The sequence below is a fragment of the Pelobacter propionicus DSM 2379 genome (assembly GCF_000015045.1).
Lineage (GTDB): Bacteria > Desulfobacterota > Desulfuromonadia > Geobacterales > Pseudopelobacteraceae > Pseudopelobacter > Pseudopelobacter propionicus.
In genome coordinates, this window is record NC_008609.1 from 1,739,910 (window position 1) to 1,756,963 (window position 17,054).

The window sequence follows — 17,054 nt, forward strand, 5'->3', positions numbered from 1 at the left end:
ATGCTGCCGTTACTCTTGACTTGTCCGTTGATAATGTGTATTACTGTTTCCGCTTTTTGGCTGGTGTTTTCTTTGTTTTTTTGTGATCGCTGAAACCGCATTTCTTTTTTGTGCGGTTTGTGTCGGGGCTGAGATTTAAACGGCAAGGATGAGTGACTGATATGGATATGAGCCCGTACTTTTCGTTTTTTCTGTTTCTTCTGGCGTCGGTCGGTTTTGTCGGTTTGATTGTCGGTCTGAACGCGCTCCTTGGTCCGCGCAGCGAGCCGAGCGCCATCAAGCTGGAGCCGTTCGAGTGCGGTTCCAACCCCCTGCAACAGCGCAACGTCCGTCCGCTGTCCATCAAGTACTACCCCATCGCCATCTTTTTTCTTCTGTTCGATCTGGAAGCCGTGCTTCTGTTCATCTGGGCGGTATCCGCCGGCAACCGCGACATGGCCACGCTCTCGTTGTTCTCGTTTCTGTTTTTCATGGGCGTGCTTTCTTTGGCATTCATCTATATCTGGAAGGAAGGTGGTCTTGAATGGCGATGATGGAGTATCTGACAACCCGTAAGGACGAACTGATCGGCTGGGTCCGCAAGTTCAGTATTTTTCCCTATCCCTTCGTCACCGCCTGCTGCGGCATGGAATTCATGGCCGTTGCCTCCACCCTGTACGACACCGACCGTTTCGGTGCCGCGCTTCCCCGCTTTACCCCCCGTCAGTCCGACCTTTTGATGGTAGTCGGCACCATCACCCACAAGGAAGCCCCGGTCATTAAAAGAGTCTACGACCAGATGTGCGATCCCAAATGGGTCATGGCGTTTGGCGCCTGCGCCACCAGTGGTGGTGTCTATCGCAACTACACCGTGCTTCAGGGTGTGGACCGGATCATCCCGGTGGATATCTACATCCCCGGCTGCCCGCCGCGCCCCGAGATGGTCATCGACGCCATCATGAAACTGCAGGACAAGATAGCCGGCGAGCGCCACCCGATCTTCCCGTACGAGAAACAGAACCCGGTCCCGGTCTGATTCCGGGAAGCGAGTAACATTATCTCACACGAAGCCACGAAGAAAGCAAACACGCGGTTAGAGCCTTCTGTTTGTTCGTCAGGTTTTCTTCGTGAACTTCGTGACTTCGTGTGCGTAATTGTTTTACCCGGTTAAACGGATCCGCGTTCCATTTTGCTTTTGTGAAGTCATTCTTTCCTGACAGTAAGAGAGAACTCCATGGTCAACGAGACAATACGCACCACCGTCAGTGAGTTGTACGATCGATCCTGGGACAGTCACGGCATGCTGGTCCTTGAGACCGACGCCGGCCGTATCCTTCCCCTGATCACCCGCCTGAAGCGCTCCTTCTACTTCGATCTTCTTCTGGACATAACCGGCGTGGACTATCCCGAGCGGGACCCTCGCTTCGACGTCGTCTACCACCTGTACAGCCCGCGCAACAACGTGCGGGTCAGGATCAAGGTACCGGTCACGGAAGCCGAGCCCAACGTCCCGACCCTAACCGGCCTGTACGGTTCGGCCCGCTACATCGAGCGCGAAGTGCACGAGATGTACGGCATCGTCTCCATCGGCAACGACGACCTTCGTCCGATCCTTTTGTACGAAGGGTTCGAAGGCCATCCCCTGCGTAAAGACTACCCCATCGACAGGGAACAACCCATCGTCGAATATCGGAAATAGGTGAACAGCGTGGAATACAAATCCCCGGTACGATCAAACCTGGAACAGACCGCCGACCCGAACCATGTTCTGGTCAACATGGGTCCCTCCCATCCGGCCACCCACGGCACCATACAGATCATCGCCGCCCTGGACGGAGAGAGAGTCGCCAAAGCCGACATCCACTGCGGCTACCTGCACCGTGGCTTCGAGAAGGAATCGGAGCACCACACCTACCACAAGATCATCCCCTTCACCGACCGTTTGAACTACTGCTCGGCCCTGAACAACAACTTCGCCTACGTGGAAGGTGTGGAGAAACTCTTAGGCATCGAACTCACGCCGCGCTGCATCTACCTGCGCACGCTCCTGGCCGAATACAACCGGGTCGCCGACCACGTCACCTGCGTTGCTGCCACTGTCATGGAAATGGGCGCCATGACCGCGTTTTTGTACCTGATGACCATCCGCGACTATATCTTCGAGCACTTGAATCAGCTCACCGGCGCGCGCCTCACCTACTCCTTTGCCCGTGTCGGCGGCTTAAAGAACGACCTGCCCGACGGCTGGCTGGAGCGGCTGGAAGAGATCCTGCAGTTCACCGAGAAGTACTGCGGCCGCATCCACGGGCTTCTGGACCGTAACCGCATCTTCATCGACCGTACCCGCGACGTGGGCGCCATGAGTCCCGAGCACGCGCTCAACTGGGGCTACACCGGCCCGATCCTGCGCTCCACCGGCGCCAAGATCGACATCAGGAAAGACAACCCGTATCTCGCCTATGCCGACCTTGACTTCGAAGTCCCCGTCGGTATCAAGGGGGACAACTACGACCGTTACTACGTGCGCATGCGCGAGATCGACGAATCAATCTCCATGGTCAGGCAGTGCATGAAGAAACTTCCCGACGGCCCGGTCAACATCGACGACCGCCGGATCATGTATCCCACCAAAGACAAGGTCTACACCAAGATCGAATACCTGATCAGCCACTTCAAACTGGTCATCGACGGCATCCAGGTACCTGCCGGCGAAATCTACGTAAGCCACGAAGCGCCCAACGGCGAGCTCGGCTTCTACCTGATCAGCGACGGCAGCGGCCGTCCCTACAAACTGCATGTCAGAAGTCCCAGCTTCGCGCACATGGGTGGCATGCACACCCTGCTGGAGGGATATCAAGTCGCCGACGTCATCGCCACCTTCGGCTCCATGAACATGATCGGCGGGGAGTGTGACCGATGAGCTGTATAGAAGAGAAATTCGCCCAATTGCGCGCCACCTACCCCAAGGAGCTGAACTCCTCCCTGGTCATGCCTTTCTTAAGGATCATGCTGGACGAGAAGAAGAGCCTTGGCGAGAGCGACGCCGTCTTCATCGCCAACTACCTGGGTCTTCCGGCCATGCAGGTCAAAGAAGCGCTCACCTGGTACACCATGTTCTACCGCCACCCGGTGGGCACGCACGTCATCAAGGTCTGCCGCAACATCGCCTGCTCCCTCATGGGCGCCGAGCGGATCATCGACCACCTCTCCCAGAAACTGGGTATCAAACCGGGCGAGACCACCGCTGACGGCCGTTTCACCCTGCTTCTCGTCGAATGCCTGGCCTCCTGCGGCACCGCCCCGGTCATGCAGATCGACGACACCTATCACGAGCAACTGACCGAAGCAAAAATCGATCAGATCTTGAAGGGGCTTTCATGACAAGCGAGAGAATCTTCTTCAATTTCCCCGTAACCGCCGACTCCCATACGCTTAAAGCGTACCAGGGGCGTGGCGGCTACCAGGCCCTTGAGAACGCCCTCAAGACCCTGCAGCCCATCGACGTGGAGAAGGAAGTCATGGCATCGGGTCTTCGTGGCCGCGGCGGCGCCGGCTTCCCCACCGGCAGCAAATGGTCCTTCGTCAACAAGAAGGCCCCCGTCGTCTACCTCTGCTGCAACGCCGACGAAGGGGAGCCGGGCACCTTCAAAGACCGCTGGATCTTCGAGCACAACTCCCACCAGCTCATCGAAGGGATGATCCTGGCCGCCTACGCGCTTAACGTCAGAAACGCCTTCATCTACATCAGGGGTGAATTCGACCTCTCCTTCAGAAGGCTCATGGACGCCATGAGTGAGGCCTACAAAGCCGGCTACCTGGGCGAGAACATCCTGGGCAGCTCCTTCTCCTGCGACATCCGGGTCATGCAGGGTGGCGGCGCCTACGTCTGCGGCGAGGAATCCAGCCTTTATACATCCATCGAAGGCTTCAAGGGCTACCCGCGCAACAAGCCGCCCTTCCCGGCCGTGCAGGGCCTCTACAAAGCCCCCACCGTCGTCAACAACGTGGAGACCTTGGCCAACGTTCCCTGGATCATGACCAACGGCGCCAAGGCCTTTAGCGCCATGGGCACCGAGAAGCACCCCGGCACCAAGATCTTCGGCGTCTCCGGCCACGTCAAAAAACCGGGCCTGTATGAACTTCCCCTGGGCTACCCCTTAAAGAAACTGATCTTCGAGGAGTGCGGCGGAATCCTGAACGGCAAAGAGCTCAAAGCCGTCATCCCGGGCGGCTCCTCCACCCCGATTCTCTTGCCCCAAGACGTGGAGACCGCCAACCTGGATGCCGAATGCCTCTCCACCTACCGCACCATGCTCGGTTCCGGCGGGGTCATCGTCATCGCCGAAGGGGTCTGCATGGTCAGACTGCTGCACACGCTAAGCCGCTTCTACGCCCACGAATCCTGCGGCCAGTGCACCCCCTGCCGCGAGGGAAGCGCCTGGATGAACGACATCATCAGCCGCATCGTAGCTGGCAAGGGAGTCAAGGGAGACCTGGAGAGTCTGGAGCGGATCACCAAGGGCATCATGGGCAACACCGTCTGCGCCCTGGGCGACGCCGCCTCCATGCCGGTCATAAACTTCATCACGAAATTCAGAGCGGAATTCGACTACTACATCGAACACGGTCGTTCCATGAACGACGGTCGTTTGGAAATCTGAAGGCGCCATGATTGAACTAAAGATCGACAACCAAGTCATCGAGACGCAGGAAGGCGAAACCGTAATGGAAGCGGCGCTCAGGCACGGCATCCATATTCCCCACCTCTGCTATCACCCCTGCCTCTCCATCGCCGGTAACTGCCGCATCTGCCTGGTGCAGGTCAACGGTCGTCCCAAACTCATGCCGGCCTGCAACCTGCCCATCACCCCGGGAATGGAGATCGAAACGGACAGCGAACCGGTTCGGGCCGCCCGGCGTGCCGTCATGCAGTTCATCACCTTAAACCACCCGGTGGACTGCGGCATCTGCGACAAGGCGGGCGAGTGCCGGCTGCAGGAATACCAGATGAAGTACGGGGCGGATGAACCGTTCAACATCGATGCCAAGCACCACAAGCCCAAGTTCTACGACCTCTCCGACAGGATCGTCTACGACGCCGAGCGCTGCATCCTCTGCAGCCGCTGCGTGCGCTTCACCCGCGAAGTCTCCGGCTCCTTCCAGTTGGGCATCGTCGAGCGGGGCAGCCACTCCCGGGTCGAGCGCCTGGACCAGGGGACCTTCGACGACCCCTACTCGGACAACGTCACCACCATCTGTCCCGTGGGAGCGCTCCTCTCCCGCGACTTCCTCTACAAGAGCCGGGTCTGGTACCTGGAGCCGGTTCGTTCCGTCTGTCCCGGCTGCGCCAGGGGCTGCAGCATCAACATCTGGAAACGGGCCCACCACTGGCATCTGCGCGCCCTGGGCGAAGAGAAAAACCGCATGGTCTATAGGGTCACGCCGTGCGACAACCCGGAGATCAACGGTCCCTGGATCTGCAACAAAGGCTTCGACCTGCCCAAAGAACTCATGAAACGCCCCAGGGCGCTGCGTCCCCTGGTGCACGGCGCCTTCGTCGGCCTGGAAGAAACCATCGGCGAAGCCAAACGGCTCATCTCCCAGGCATCGAGCCCGGCCATCCTGGTCTCGGCGTGGGCCTCCAACGAAGAGCTGGCCGCCTTCAAACAGCACCTGGGCGAGCGCTTCACCGTCTACACCCGCCAGGACGCAGGCCCCGAGAAAGGGGAGATCGTCGAAGACAACGTCCTGATCAAGGGTGACAAGAACCCCAACAGCAGAGGCGTGGCAGACCTGTTCGGTAGCCAGGCCTACAGCCAGGCCGGCCACGACCTGGTCATCGTCTGGGGCGAAGGGGTCAGACTCTCCGACCTGGGCAGCGCCACCGTCATCCAGCTGTCCTCCTTTGAGAACGCCCAGGACAAAAACGCCGACATCCTGATCCCCATCTCCACCTTCATGGAGCGGAGCGGGAGCTTCACCAACTTCGAAGGCACGGCGAACTGTTTTGACAAAGTGTTCGACAAACCGGAGCTGGTCCAGCATGCCGGCGAACTGTTCGGGAGGCTCGCATGATACAGGACCTGATCGTCTACCTCATCTTCATGGGCTACGCCATCGCCGTCATGGCCGGCGTCGCCACCATCTTCACCTGGGTGGAGCGCAAGCAGTCGGCCATCATGGCCGACCGCATCGGCGCCAACCGCTGCTACCTGCGCATCCCCTTCACCAACGTCAAGATCGTTGCCTGGGGCCTCATCCACGGTATCGCCGACGGCAGCAAGATGCTCTTAAAGGAGAACTTCACCCCCACCACCTACGACCGCTTCTGCTACAACCTGGCCCCCTGGCTGGCCCTCGCCCCGGTGCTCCTGGTCTTCTCCGCCATCCCCTTCGGCGGGACGCTTGTCCCGGGCAAACTGATCGACCCGGCCAGCTTCCCCCAGCTCTCCCAGATCATGGTCAACTTCTTCGGGGACAAGAGCTATGTCATGCAGGTAGCCCGACTTGACGCCGGCATCCTGGTGATCCTGGCCATCTCCGGCATCGGCATCCTGGGCACCATGCTGGCCGGCTGGTCCTCCAACAACAAATTCTCCCTGCTGGGCGCCGCCCGCGCCGCCTCGCAGATGATCTCCTACGAAGTCTCCATGGGTCTGGCTTTAATCAGCCTGGTGGTCACCTACGGCACCCTGGATCTCAACGACATGGTGGTCTGGCAGTCGGGCCTGCTCTTCGGCGTACTTCCCGCCTGGGGCATCATCCTGCAGCCCCTGGCCTTTGTGCTGTTCCTCACCGCCTGCATCGCCGAGAACAAACGCGTCCCCTTCGACCTTCCGGAATGTGAATCGGAACTGGTTTCCGGCTACTTCACCGAATACACCGCCATGAAGATGGGTATCTTCATGCTCAGTGAATTCATCGAGATCGTCGTCGTCTCGGCGCTTCTGGTCACCGTCTTTCTGGGCGGCTACAACCTGCCGTACTTAACCGACGCCGGGTTCGTGCTCCCCATGGGCAAAACCATCGCCCTGTCCCATGCAACTGTTGTCCTTGTGCAGATAGTCACCTTCCTGGTGAAGGTATTCCTGATCGGCTGCTTCCAGATCCAGATTCGCTGGTCCGTGCCCCGTTTCCGCTATGACCAGCTCATGCGATTCGGCTGGAAGTTCCTGCTTCCCCTGGCCGCCCTGAACCTCGTTGCCACGGCATGTGTCCGCTGGTTCACGCTGAAAGGATGATATGAAGAAAGAGTACTGGAATAAGCCAACCATGGATCTGTGGGATCGCCTCTACATCTTCGAGGTGATCCGCGGGCTCTGCATCACCGGATCGGTCTTCTTCGGCAACATGTGGAAATGGCTCACCTTCCGCAAGGGTGCCTTAACCGCCTACTATCCGGAAGAACTGCGGGCCGACTACTCCAGCGCCAACCGGGGCCGGCACCTCCTGACCACGCGTGCCGACGGCAAGGTACAGTGCGTATCGTGCAACATGTGCGCCACGGTCTGCCCTGCCTACTGCATCGAGATCCAGTCCGCCGCCGACTTTAACGACCCGTTCCACCCCAAGTCCCCGGACCGGTTCGAGATCGACTACTCGCGCTGCATCTTCTGCGGTTTCTGTGTCGAAGCCTGCCCCGAAGACGCCATCCGCATGTCCAAGGACACGCCCAACTTCCCCGGCTTCGACCGGGAGAACATGTGGGCCACCCAGGACCTGCTCATGAACTGGCAGCCTGCGAGTGACGCGGCCAAGAGCTACCCCGGCTCCGGTCAGGCCCATCAGGAGGTTCATCCGTGATCGACGTCTTCATCGCCTTCTTCAGTCTGCTGGCGGTCATCTTCGCCGCTCTGGTCCTGACACTGCGTCAGCCCATGCGCTGCGCCCTGGCCCTGGTCAGCCACATGATCTGCCTTGCCGGCATCTACGCCGCCCTTGGCGCCCATGTCATCGCCATGTTCCAGGTCCTGATCTACGTCGGCGCCGTCATGGTCTTCATGGTCTACACCATCATGCTGCTTGACGACCGCGACGACTCCTACCGCCACCCCTATGCCCGGAAGATCGTCCCGGCTGTCGTGGTTGGCTTGGGCTTCGCCGCCGTTGTCTGGGCCGCCATCGGCTACCTGCCCGCGCAGCCCGCCGCTGCCGCGCCGGCCGTCGACCCCTTCACCTTCGCCGCCTTTTCGCTTTCGTTCATGAAGTACTACTGGTTTCACTTCGAACTTGCCACCGTGCTGCTCCTGATCGGCGTCGTCGCCGCCTGGACCGCGGTCAAGGAGGGGCTCTAATGGATCGGTATCAATTCCTGACTACCCTTGCGGGACTCATCTTCTCCCTGGGTCTTCTGGGAGTCGTCCTTCGCCGCAACCTGCTGGTGGTCATGATGTGCCTGGAAATCCTGCTCAACGCCGTTGTGTTAAGCTTCGTCGGCTTCGCCGTCAGAAGCCAGACCCTGCCGGGCATCGCCATGACCTTCTTCATCTACGTCGCCGCATCCTGCGAAATCGCCCTGGCCATGGCCATCGTCGTACTGCTTGTCAAACGCCGCGGTTCACTGGATCTGGGCGCACACCAGGAACTGAAAGGGTAGGCAATGATCAAACTGACGCTCATACCGCTCCTGCCGTTGTTGGGCTTTTTGTTCAACGGCCTCTTCGGCAACCGTCTTCCCCGCTGGGTGGTCTCCACCATCGCCTGCGGGCTGCCTGCGCTCTCCTTCCTGGTCACGCTGGTCCTGTACAGTAGCCTCGTCGCCACGGGCCAGCCCATAGCCGAGACCCTCTACACCTGGGTGGCCCTGGATCCGCTCAACGTGGACGTGGCCTTCTACCTGGACCAGGCCTCCGCCGTCATGTGCCTGGTGGTCACCGGGGTCGGTACCCTGATCCACCTGTACTCCGTGGGCTACATGTCCCATGACGAAGACCAGCCGCGCTACTTCGCGTACCTGAACCTGTTTTTGTTCTTCATGCTCATGCTGGTCCTGGGCAAGAACATGATCATGCTCTTCGCCGGCTGGGAAGGGGTGGGTCTGGCCTCCTACCTGCTCATCGGCTTCTGGTACCAGGACGACGAGAAATCCGCCGCCGGCATGAAAGCCTTCATCGTCAACCGCGTAGGCGACACCGGCTTTGTCCTGGCCGCGCTTCTGATCTTCTCCTACTCCCACACCCTTGACTTCCAGGGGATAAACGCCTACTTCGGTACGGCCGGGCTTCCGGTCTCCACCATGAACCTGATCGGGATCCTGCTCTTGATCGGCGCCTGCGGCAAATCGGCCCAGATTCCGCTCCATGTCTGGCTGCCCGACGCCATGGCCGGCCCCACCCCGGTCTCGGCCCTGATCCACGCCGCCACCATGGTCACCGCCGGCGTGTATCTCCTCTCCCGCATGAACGGTGTCCTCTTGCAGGCCCCCGGCGCCATGCAGGTCGTCATGTGGGGCGGGGCACTCACCGCCTTTGTGGGCGCCACCATGGGTCTCACCCAGTACAACCTGAAGAAAGTGCTGGCCTACTCCACCATGAGCCAGATCGGCTACATGTTCATGGCCTGCGGCCTGGGCTCCTTCTCCGCCGCCATGTTCCACCTGTACAGCCATGCCTTCTTCAAAGCCTGCCTGTTCCTCGGCGCCGGCGCCGTCCTGCACGCCCTGCACGGCGAAGAAGACATGAGGAAAATGGGCGGCCTGGCCAAGAAGATGCCCCTCACCTTTGTCACCTTCCTGGCGGGCAGCCTGGCCCTGTGCGGCGTGCCCCCCTTTGCCGGCTTCTTCTCCAAGGACGAGATCCTCTGGAGCGCCTTTGCCTCGGCCCACGGCGGCTCCACCGCCCTGTGGCTGGTGGGCGCAGTCGCCGCCGGCATGACCTCCTTCTACATGTTCCGGGCCATCATCATGACCTTCTTTGGTCAAGACAACGTGCCCGCGAAACTGAAACACGGCATCCACGAGCCCCCCTTCAGCATGGCCATCGTCCTGATCATCTTAGGCGTAAGCTCCGTCGCTGCCGGCTTCATCGGCCTGCCCCAGGTACTGGCCGACAAGTTTGGCTTCGGCTCCCCCTTCTTCAGCTTCCTTGAACCGGTCTTCGGTCACCACGCCCTGAAAGCGGGCGTCACCCACCAGACCGAACTCATGTTCATGGGTATCTCCATCGCCATCGCCCTGGGCGGCATCTTCCTGGCATGGGTCTTCTACGGCCTGAACCCGGCCCTGCCCGAAGCCATCAAGAAGAAAGCCGGCTGCATCTACACTACCATCAGCCAGGGATACTACTTCGACGCCATCTACGAGAAAGTCATCGTCAAATCCCTGGACACGCTATCGGACTCAGTACTCTACAACATAGCGGAGAAACTCTTGAACTACGTCACCATCGTCAAAGCAGGAGCCACAGCGCGCTACAGCGCCAACCTCCTCTCCCGCATGCAGAGCGGCAACGTCCAGGCCTATGTGCTCTACGCCCTGGCCGGGCTGGCCCTGATCATCTGGTGGGGGGTGGCCAATGCCTAGCAACGGTCTTCTAATCCTCGCCCTGTTCTGCCTGCCGCTGGTGGGCGCCCTGGCCGTACCGTTTCTGCCCGCAAGCGAAAACGGTAAAATCGCCCGCATGTGGGGCATGCTCTGCATGCTGGCTGTGCTGGTCATGGCAGGCGGCATCTTCGCCGGCTTCGGCACCCCCTGCCTGCCCGCCTCCCTGCTTGACCTGAACATCCCCTGGGTGGGGAGCCTTGGCATCAACTTCCACCTGGCCGTGGATGGCCTGAACATCTACCTGCTGCTTCTCACCGGACTGCTCTTCCCGGTGGTGCTGGGCTGCTGCTGGAAACGGCCGGAGACCCAGAACAACCTGTTTGTCGCCATGGCGCTCTTCCTGGAGGCGACCCTTCTCGGCACCTTCCTGGCCCAGAACCTGATGCTCTTCTTCGTCTTCTGGGAAGTGGTCCTGATCCCCATGTTCATCATCGTCCTTGCCTTTGGCGGTGAGAACAAGCGCTCCGCCGCCTTCACCTTCTTCATGTACACCATGGCAGGCAGTATCCTCTTTCTGGCCGCCGTCATCATGATGGGCATGGAGAGCCTGAACCAGACAGGTGCCTGGAACTTCGAATTCGCACATCTCATGGCCCTGAAACTTGACTGGAACACGCAGCTGTTCGTCTTCATCGCCGTCATGCTGGCCTGCGCCATCAAGTGCCCGCTGTTCCCGTTCCACTCCTGGCTGCCCTTGGCCTATTACGAAGCTCCTCCGGCAGGCACCGCCCTCATGGCCGGCGCCCTGTCCAAGATGGGCGCCTTCGGCATCATCAAACTGGCCTTACCCTTGTGCCCCGACGTTGCCCGGGCCTTCGGACCCACGGTCATGCTCTTTGCCGTGATCAGCATCCTCTACGGCGCCATCATCGCCCTGAAACAGACCGACTTCAAGAAGCTGGTCGCCTTCTCGTCCCTGTCCCACATGGGCTACATCGTCCTGGGCATCTTCAGCTTCCACCAGGCCGCCATCCACGGTGCCCTGTTCCAGATCTTGAGCCACGGCGTCGCCGTTGCCGGCCTGTTCCTGCTCCTGGGACTTCTGGAACTGCGCCTGGGCAGGGAGTACCTGAACCTGACCGCCCTTTCCACCCATGCGCCAAGGCTTGCGGTCATGCTCATGCTCTTCATCCTGGCCTCCGTCGCGCTGCCCTTGACCAGCGGCTTCACCTCCGAATTCCTGATCCTGTTCGGCGCCTTCCAGCAGGGCATCGCCGCCCTGCAGGCCAACCAGGGAGCCACCATGCTCACCAGCGTGCTTCTGGCCTCCACCGGCATGGTGCTTGGCGCAACCTACATGCTGCGCTTCGGCCGGGCCATCCTCTACGGCCAGACCAAAGAGGGGGTAGGGGTCAAGGACATGAGCCTCATGGAAGGGATCGGCTTCATCCCGCTGCTTGTCATGATCATCTGGATCGGCGTCAACCCCATGCCGATCATGAACAAGGTAACCACCGCGGTAAGCGCGCTTGGCACCCAGCCGGCAAACGCCCAGATCCAACCGGCGGCGGCACAACCGGCGGCGTCACCCGCGGCGCCCACACCATCTGTCAAGGGAGGCGCCAATGGCCACTGATCTTCTGTACGGCCTTCTGCCGGAACACATCCTCTTGGGCCTGATCCTGGTCCTCATGCTGCTGGAGATACTCAGCGTTGACAAGCGTGCCGGCAGCGCCCTGTTCATCGCCTCGCTCCTGGCCGGCGCCGGCGTCCTGGTCATGCAGCTTCAAACCGGGTACACTGCCGACATCGTCATGAATGAGATCCGCATCGACCGCTTCTCCGAGATCGGCCGCCTGATCATCGTAAGCTGCGGCGCCATCCTGGGGGTCTACTCCCTCTCCAGCGAAGCGGGGCACAAATACTGGATCCTCATCGCCTCATCGCTTCTGGGCGCCATGATCATCCTGGACAGCGCCGGCTTCATCTCGCTCTTCATGGGCATCGAGATCCTCTCGCTCCCCGGCTTCGCCCTGATGGTCCTGAATAACGGCAAATCAACCGCCTCCGAAGGCTCCATCAAGTATCTCCTGCTCTCCTCCGTGGCCACGGCACTGGTCCTGTTCGGACTCTCCTTGGTGTACGGCTCTACCGGCAACCTGAACATCAGTTCCTTCACCGCAGCCGTCGCCACCGGCGGCGTGCAGAACCTGGCCGCCAGCGTCATGATCCTCTCTGGCTTCTTCCTGAAAGCCTCCGTGTTCCCCTTCCACGGCTGGGCACCCGACGCCTACTCCAGCGCCCGTCTGCCGGTAACGGCTTTCCTGGCCTCCATCGTCAAGGCCGCCGTGGTGCTGGGCCTGGTGCGCATCCTGGGCAACGCCGTACTCAACCCGGAAGCGGTCACCGTGATTGCGCTCCTCTCCATGCTCTCCATGTTCTACGGCAACATCACCGCCATCCACCAGACCGCCTTCAAGAAGATGCTGGCCTACTCCTCCATCTCCCACGCCGGCTACATGATGTTCGCCCTGGTTGACAACACCGGAGCCAGAACCGAGGCGCTTCTGTACTACGTGGCCGTCTACGCCGTCACCACCATCACCGCCTGCGCCTGCTTCAGCATCTTGAGCGGCGAGGACGACAACCTGGACAACCTGAACGGCATCTTCAGGAAGAAGCCGGTGGCCGCCATCCTGCTTTCCCTGTGCGTACTCTCCCTGGCCGGCATCCCGCCGCTGCCAGGCTTCCTGGCCAAGTTCTTCGTCTTCAAGACCGTCATCGCCTCCGGTCACCTGACCGTCGCCGTCCTGGCCTTCGTTGCCAGCTACATCGGCACCTTCTTCTACCTGGGCGTGGTGCTGCGGATGTTCCGCTCCGACGCCGAAACCGTGGAGCAGCCAGCCAACGCCACCTGCCTCTGCTGGACCTGGGGCGGAGCGCTCCTGGGTACCCTGGCCCTGGCACTGTTCATGCTGCTCCCCAATATCTTCCACTGGGTGATGACGGGATTGTAGGCACTGCAGCTATTCGTAGAGAGCCTGTGAAACACACAGCGCCCCTGTCCGAATCAACGTGCGGACAGGGGCGCTGTTTTTGAACGTCAAGAGGGTGGGTGAAAACGAATGAAAATTGTGTCCTTTAACGTCAATGGCCTGCGCTCGCGCCTCCACCAACTGGAGGCGCTGATCAATGCCCAGCGACCTGAGATCATCGCCCTGCAGGAGACCAAGGTGCGGGACGAGGAGTTTCCCGTGGATGCTGTCCAGTCGCTGGGGTACCACGTTGTCTTCCATGGCCAGAAGACCCACTACGGAGTGGCGTTGCTTTCGCGCCTCCCTCTTCAGGACGTGCAGTTAGGACTGCCGGGCGATGGGGACGAGGCCCAGAAGCGCTTCATCGCCGCAACCATACCCTTAAGTGACGGAACGCCGGTGCGGGTGATCAACGGCTACTTCCCCCAGGGTGAGAACCGCGACCATGCTGTCAAGTTCCCGGCAAAGCAGCGCTTCTACGCCGAACTGCTCGGTCACCTGCAAGGGGAGTGCGATCCCGCCACCCCCCTGGTGGTGCTGGGCGATTTCAACGTGGCTCCCCGGGATATGGACCTTGGTATCGGCACCGATAATGTCAAGCGCTGGCTGAAGAGCGGCAAGTGCTGTTTCCTCCCCGAGGAGCGACTCTGGTTTGAGTGCCTGATAGAGTGGGGACTGCACGACTCCTTCCGCGAACTCAACCCCGCAGTGGCGGACCGCTTCAGCTGGTTCGATTACCGTAGCCGCGGTTTCGAGGGGGAGCCCAAACGAGGACTGCGCATCGACCACATCCTGCTCACCCGATCTCTGCTTGCGCGCTGCCGCGCGGCGGGCATCGATTACGACATCCGCTCCATGGCGAAACCCTCTGACCACTGTCCGGTGTGGGTGGAGATTGAGTAGAGGGGCGGTAGCTGAATGAAACAGGCAGGCGGGAAGTCTGGCTGCCTGAACGCTGCACGGCTGAGCGTGCTGTTCGGTAGGGCTCGTCATGGGCGGGCTGGCCGTGGCTGCCGTTCTATTCCACATCCCCCTGCAGTAGCACCTGTCCACGATCCCTTCCTCGAACCTTGAAACGTGCGCTTTGCTCCGCTGCGTCTGTCGCTTCGTGGGGCATGCCTGTTTCCTTTACACCCCATTGCCACTCATGTATCATTGCCCCCCATGAAACGCACCCTCTACCTCTCCATCATCCGTGAGATCACCAGCCTGTTCCTTTTGGGGCTGGGCATCTTCACGCTGGTACTGCTGATGGGACGCATGATCAAGCTGACCGAGATGGTCATCTCCCGCGGCGTTGCACTGGCTGACATGGGCCGGATGATCATCTGCCTGATGCCGTCCTTTCTGGTCTACACCATCCCCATGGCATTCCTGCTGGCGGTGCTGCTCACCTTCGGCCGCCTCTCCGCGGACAGCGAGATAACGGTCATGAAGGCCTGCGGCATCAGCCTTGTGCAGATCATGCCGCCGGTTCTGCTCTGCGCCCTGGTGGCAGCCACGCTGGGCCTGTATGCCGGGGTGGTGGGGGTGCCGTGGGGAAATCGCGCCTTTGCCGCCATGAGCTTCGACATGCTCAGCCAGAACGTCTCCTCCACCATCAGGGAGAAGGTTTTCTGGGACGACATCCCCGGCATCGTGCTCTATACCGATCATTACGATGAAGAGCGCCACACCCTTTCCGGTGTGGTCATCAACGATGAGCGCAACGCTTCCCGTCCCCTGACCATCTTCGCCTCCAGCGGCCTGGTGGCGGGGGGCGCAAATCCCCGTGATGTCCGGCTGATTCTGAGGAGCGGCAGTATTCACGCCCAGGGGAGGGGGGGGGAGTACCGGCTGATTCATTTCGCCGAGTATGTCATGAACATCGCTGCTCCTGGCGGCACGGACACCGTTACCCGCGCCCCGCGGGAGATGACCGTGACGGAACTGCACCGCTCCATCGCCAGTCCCTCCACGCAGCCGAAACTGCGCAAGAAGATGGCGACGGAGATGCACAGCCGCTTCGCGCTCCCCTTCGCCTCGCTGGTCTTTGCCGTGCTGGCCGTGCCGCTGGGACTGCAGAACCGCCGCTCGGCCAGGTCCTTCGGCTTTGCCATCAGCATCGGGGTCCTGCTGGCCTACTACATCCTGCTGTCCCTGTTGGGCACCATGGCGGAAAAGGGCAGTTTCCCCGCACCACTGGCACTCTGGATTCCCAACATGGTCTTTCTGGTGCTGGGCTGGGTGCTGCTCAGGCTGGCCTCCCAGGAGCGGAGTCTCACGCTTCCTTCCGTGGAAAAGCTGCGCGGTCTGCTGCGCAGGAGTCCCTGATATGACGATCATCGACCGGTATATTGCCATGACCTGGCTGCGGCTGCTGCTGCTCTGCCAGGGGAGTTTCCTCTCCATCTATCTGGTGCTGGACATGATGGAGCGGATTCCCCGCTTTCTGCGCGTACAGGGCGCCCTGGTGGATATCGCTCGTTTCTTTGCCTGGAAGCTGCCGGAGATGATCGGCCAGACAGCCGCCTTCTCCGTGCTGATGGCGACCCTGCTGACTCTGGGCCTGCTCACCCGCAGCAGCGAGATCGTCGCCATGCGCAGCTGCGGCATCAGCCTGCCGCGCATCTCGCTGCCCATGCTGCTGCTGGGCGGAGGGGTGAGTCTGCTGCTCTTGGTCAATGCCGAGCTGATTGTTCCCGACAGCTATGAGCGCATGTCCCGCATCGAGAGGGTCGACATCAAGAAACAGGCGGGGAGCGCGGTTTTCAAGAGGAACAACATCTGGTTCAGGTCGGATAACCGGATCATGCAGGCCCGGCTCTTTGACCCGCGAAGCCAGGTTCTCAGAGGGGTTGTCGTCTGGAGCCTCGATCAGTACACGAACCCGCTCAGCCGCCTGGATGCTGAAAGCGCGGAATTGCGGGGTGAGAGCTGGCTGTTGCGCGGGGTGGAGCTGAAGGAGTTCACCGCGGGAGAGGGAGTTGTGGTCAGGAAACTTCCCACCCGCTCCATCGATCTGAACCTGAAAGTCGACGACCTGCGGGTGCTGGACAAGAACGCCGATAACCTCAGTTTCGGCAAGTTGCGGGAATATGCGGACAATCTGCGCAAGGGGGGCTATGAGGACTTCAAGTACCGGACCATGATGCACACCAAGTTCGCGGCGCCCCTTTCGGCCCTGGTCATGGTCATCCTCGGCATCCCCTTTGCCCTGCGGGGGAGCAGATCCGGGGGAGTGGCCATGGGAGTCGGGGCCAGCGTGACCATCGGCTTTGCCTACTTCGTGGTCAACGCCGTGCTGCTCTCCTATGGCCGCAGCGGCGTCCTGCCGCCGCTGGTGGCTGCCTGGGGCGCCAACTTCCTGTTCATCCTGGGCGGCCTCTGGCTGACCATGAGCATCAGGAACTGATCATCCTTCTTGCATCCCGGCTGTCTTGCTCTATGGCACCCCTGTCTGTTTGCTCACTGCTCTTCTGCCATTGTGGGGAGCTCTGCCGATGGTTTGAAGTGGGGGCGGAGGATTTCTGCTACACTGAAAGATCGGAACCGGTCCGGTGCCGCGCTTTGCACTGGAT

Annotated in this window: 17 protein-coding genes; all 17 read left to right on the plus strand. The window is 60.7% G+C overall.

Annotated features, from left to right (window positions below):
- The first annotated feature begins 161 nt into the window (after positions 1 to 161).
- The 17 genes from PPRO_RS08080 (at position 162) to lptG (ending at position 16,888) form a co-directional block, all read left to right on the plus strand.
- Positions 162 to 533, plus strand: a complete 372-nt coding sequence (locus PPRO_RS08080) for an NADH-quinone oxidoreductase subunit A (RefSeq protein WP_011734572.1) — start codon at positions 162 to 164, stop codon at positions 531 to 533.
- Positions 524 to 1,015 carry an NADH-quinone oxidoreductase subunit NuoB gene (gene nuoB, locus PPRO_RS08085; RefSeq protein WP_011734573.1) on the plus strand — a complete coding sequence of 164 codons (492 nt, stop codon included), beginning with the start codon at positions 524 to 526 and terminating at the stop codon, positions 1,013 to 1,015. Before PPRO_RS08080 ends, nuoB begins: the two co-directional genes overlap by 10 nt.
- Before the next feature lie 198 nt (positions 1,016 to 1,213).
- Positions 1,214 to 1,678 carry an NADH-quinone oxidoreductase subunit C gene (locus PPRO_RS08090; protein ID WP_011734574.1) on the plus strand — a complete coding sequence of 155 codons (465 nt, stop codon included), beginning with the start codon at positions 1,214 to 1,216 and terminating at the stop codon, positions 1,676 to 1,678.
- A gap of 9 nt (positions 1,679 to 1,687) precedes the next feature.
- A complete protein-coding gene (gene nuoD, locus PPRO_RS08095) occupies positions 1,688 to 2,899 on the plus strand; it encodes an NADH dehydrogenase (quinone) subunit D (RefSeq protein ID WP_011734575.1) in 1,212 nt (403 codons plus the stop codon).
- Positions 2,896 to 3,360: an NADH-quinone oxidoreductase subunit NuoE family protein gene (locus tag PPRO_RS08100; RefSeq protein ID WP_011734576.1), complete on the plus strand. Its 465-nt coding sequence runs from the start codon at positions 2,896 to 2,898 to the stop codon at positions 3,358 to 3,360. The genes nuoD and PPRO_RS08100 overlap by 4 nt, the downstream gene beginning before the upstream one ends.
- Positions 3,357 to 4,640, plus strand: coding sequence for an NADH-quinone oxidoreductase subunit NuoF (gene nuoF, locus PPRO_RS08105; protein WP_011734577.1), 1,284 nt, complete (start codon positions 3,357 to 3,359; stop codon positions 4,638 to 4,640). Before PPRO_RS08100 ends, nuoF begins: the two co-directional genes overlap by 4 nt.
- Positions 4,641 to 4,647: 7 nt before the next feature.
- Positions 4,648 to 6,054 (plus strand): 2Fe-2S iron-sulfur cluster-binding protein, encoded by a 1,407-nt coding sequence (locus PPRO_RS08110; protein ID WP_011734578.1) that lies wholly within the window; start codon positions 4,648 to 4,650, stop codon positions 6,052 to 6,054.
- Positions 6,051 to 7,220 (plus strand): complex I subunit 1/NuoH family protein, encoded by a 1,170-nt coding sequence (locus PPRO_RS08115; RefSeq protein WP_011734579.1) that lies wholly within the window; start codon positions 6,051 to 6,053, stop codon positions 7,218 to 7,220. The genes PPRO_RS08110 and PPRO_RS08115 overlap by 4 nt, the downstream gene beginning before the upstream one ends.
- 1 nt (position 7,221) lies before the next feature.
- Complete coding sequence (locus PPRO_RS08120) at positions 7,222 to 7,782, plus strand: 4Fe-4S dicluster domain-containing protein (protein WP_011734580.1); 561 nt, start codon at positions 7,222 to 7,224, stop codon at positions 7,780 to 7,782.
- Positions 7,779 to 8,273 (plus strand): NADH-quinone oxidoreductase subunit J family protein, encoded by a 495-nt coding sequence (locus tag PPRO_RS19450; protein ID WP_011734581.1) that lies wholly within the window; start codon positions 7,779 to 7,781, stop codon positions 8,271 to 8,273. The genes PPRO_RS08120 and PPRO_RS19450 overlap by 4 nt, the downstream gene beginning before the upstream one ends.
- Entirely contained in the window at positions 8,273 to 8,575 is a 303-nt protein-coding gene (gene nuoK / locus PPRO_RS08130) for an NADH-quinone oxidoreductase subunit NuoK (RefSeq protein WP_011734582.1), read from the plus strand. The genes PPRO_RS19450 and nuoK overlap by 1 nt, the downstream gene beginning before the upstream one ends.
- A 3-nt stretch (positions 8,576 to 8,578) precedes the next feature.
- A complete protein-coding gene (gene nuoL / locus PPRO_RS08135; RefSeq protein ID WP_011734583.1) occupies positions 8,579 to 10,498 on the plus strand; it encodes an NADH-quinone oxidoreductase subunit L in 1,920 nt (639 codons plus the stop codon).
- Entirely contained in the window at positions 10,491 to 12,095 is a 1,605-nt protein-coding gene (locus tag PPRO_RS08140) for a complex I subunit 4 family protein (RefSeq protein ID WP_011735528.1), read from the plus strand. The genes nuoL and PPRO_RS08140 overlap by 8 nt, the downstream gene beginning before the upstream one ends.
- Positions 12,085 to 13,476 (plus strand): NADH-quinone oxidoreductase subunit N, encoded by a 1,392-nt coding sequence (locus tag PPRO_RS08145; protein WP_011735529.1) that lies wholly within the window; start codon positions 12,085 to 12,087, stop codon positions 13,474 to 13,476. Before PPRO_RS08140 ends, PPRO_RS08145 begins: the two co-directional genes overlap by 11 nt.
- A 108-nt stretch (positions 13,477 to 13,584) precedes the next feature.
- Positions 13,585 to 14,397 (plus strand): exodeoxyribonuclease III, encoded by an 813-nt coding sequence (gene xthA, locus PPRO_RS08150; RefSeq protein WP_011735530.1) that lies wholly within the window; start codon positions 13,585 to 13,587, stop codon positions 14,395 to 14,397.
- A 261-nt stretch (positions 14,398 to 14,658) separates the two neighbouring features.
- Complete coding sequence (gene lptF / locus PPRO_RS08155; protein ID WP_011735531.1) at positions 14,659 to 15,807, plus strand: LPS export ABC transporter permease LptF; 1,149 nt, start codon at positions 14,659 to 14,661, stop codon at positions 15,805 to 15,807.
- A gap of 1 nt (position 15,808) precedes the next feature.
- Complete coding sequence (lptG, locus tag PPRO_RS08160) at positions 15,809 to 16,888, plus strand: LPS export ABC transporter permease LptG (RefSeq protein WP_011735532.1); 1,080 nt, start codon at positions 15,809 to 15,811, stop codon at positions 16,886 to 16,888.
- Positions 16,889 to 17,054: the final 166 nt, after the last annotated feature.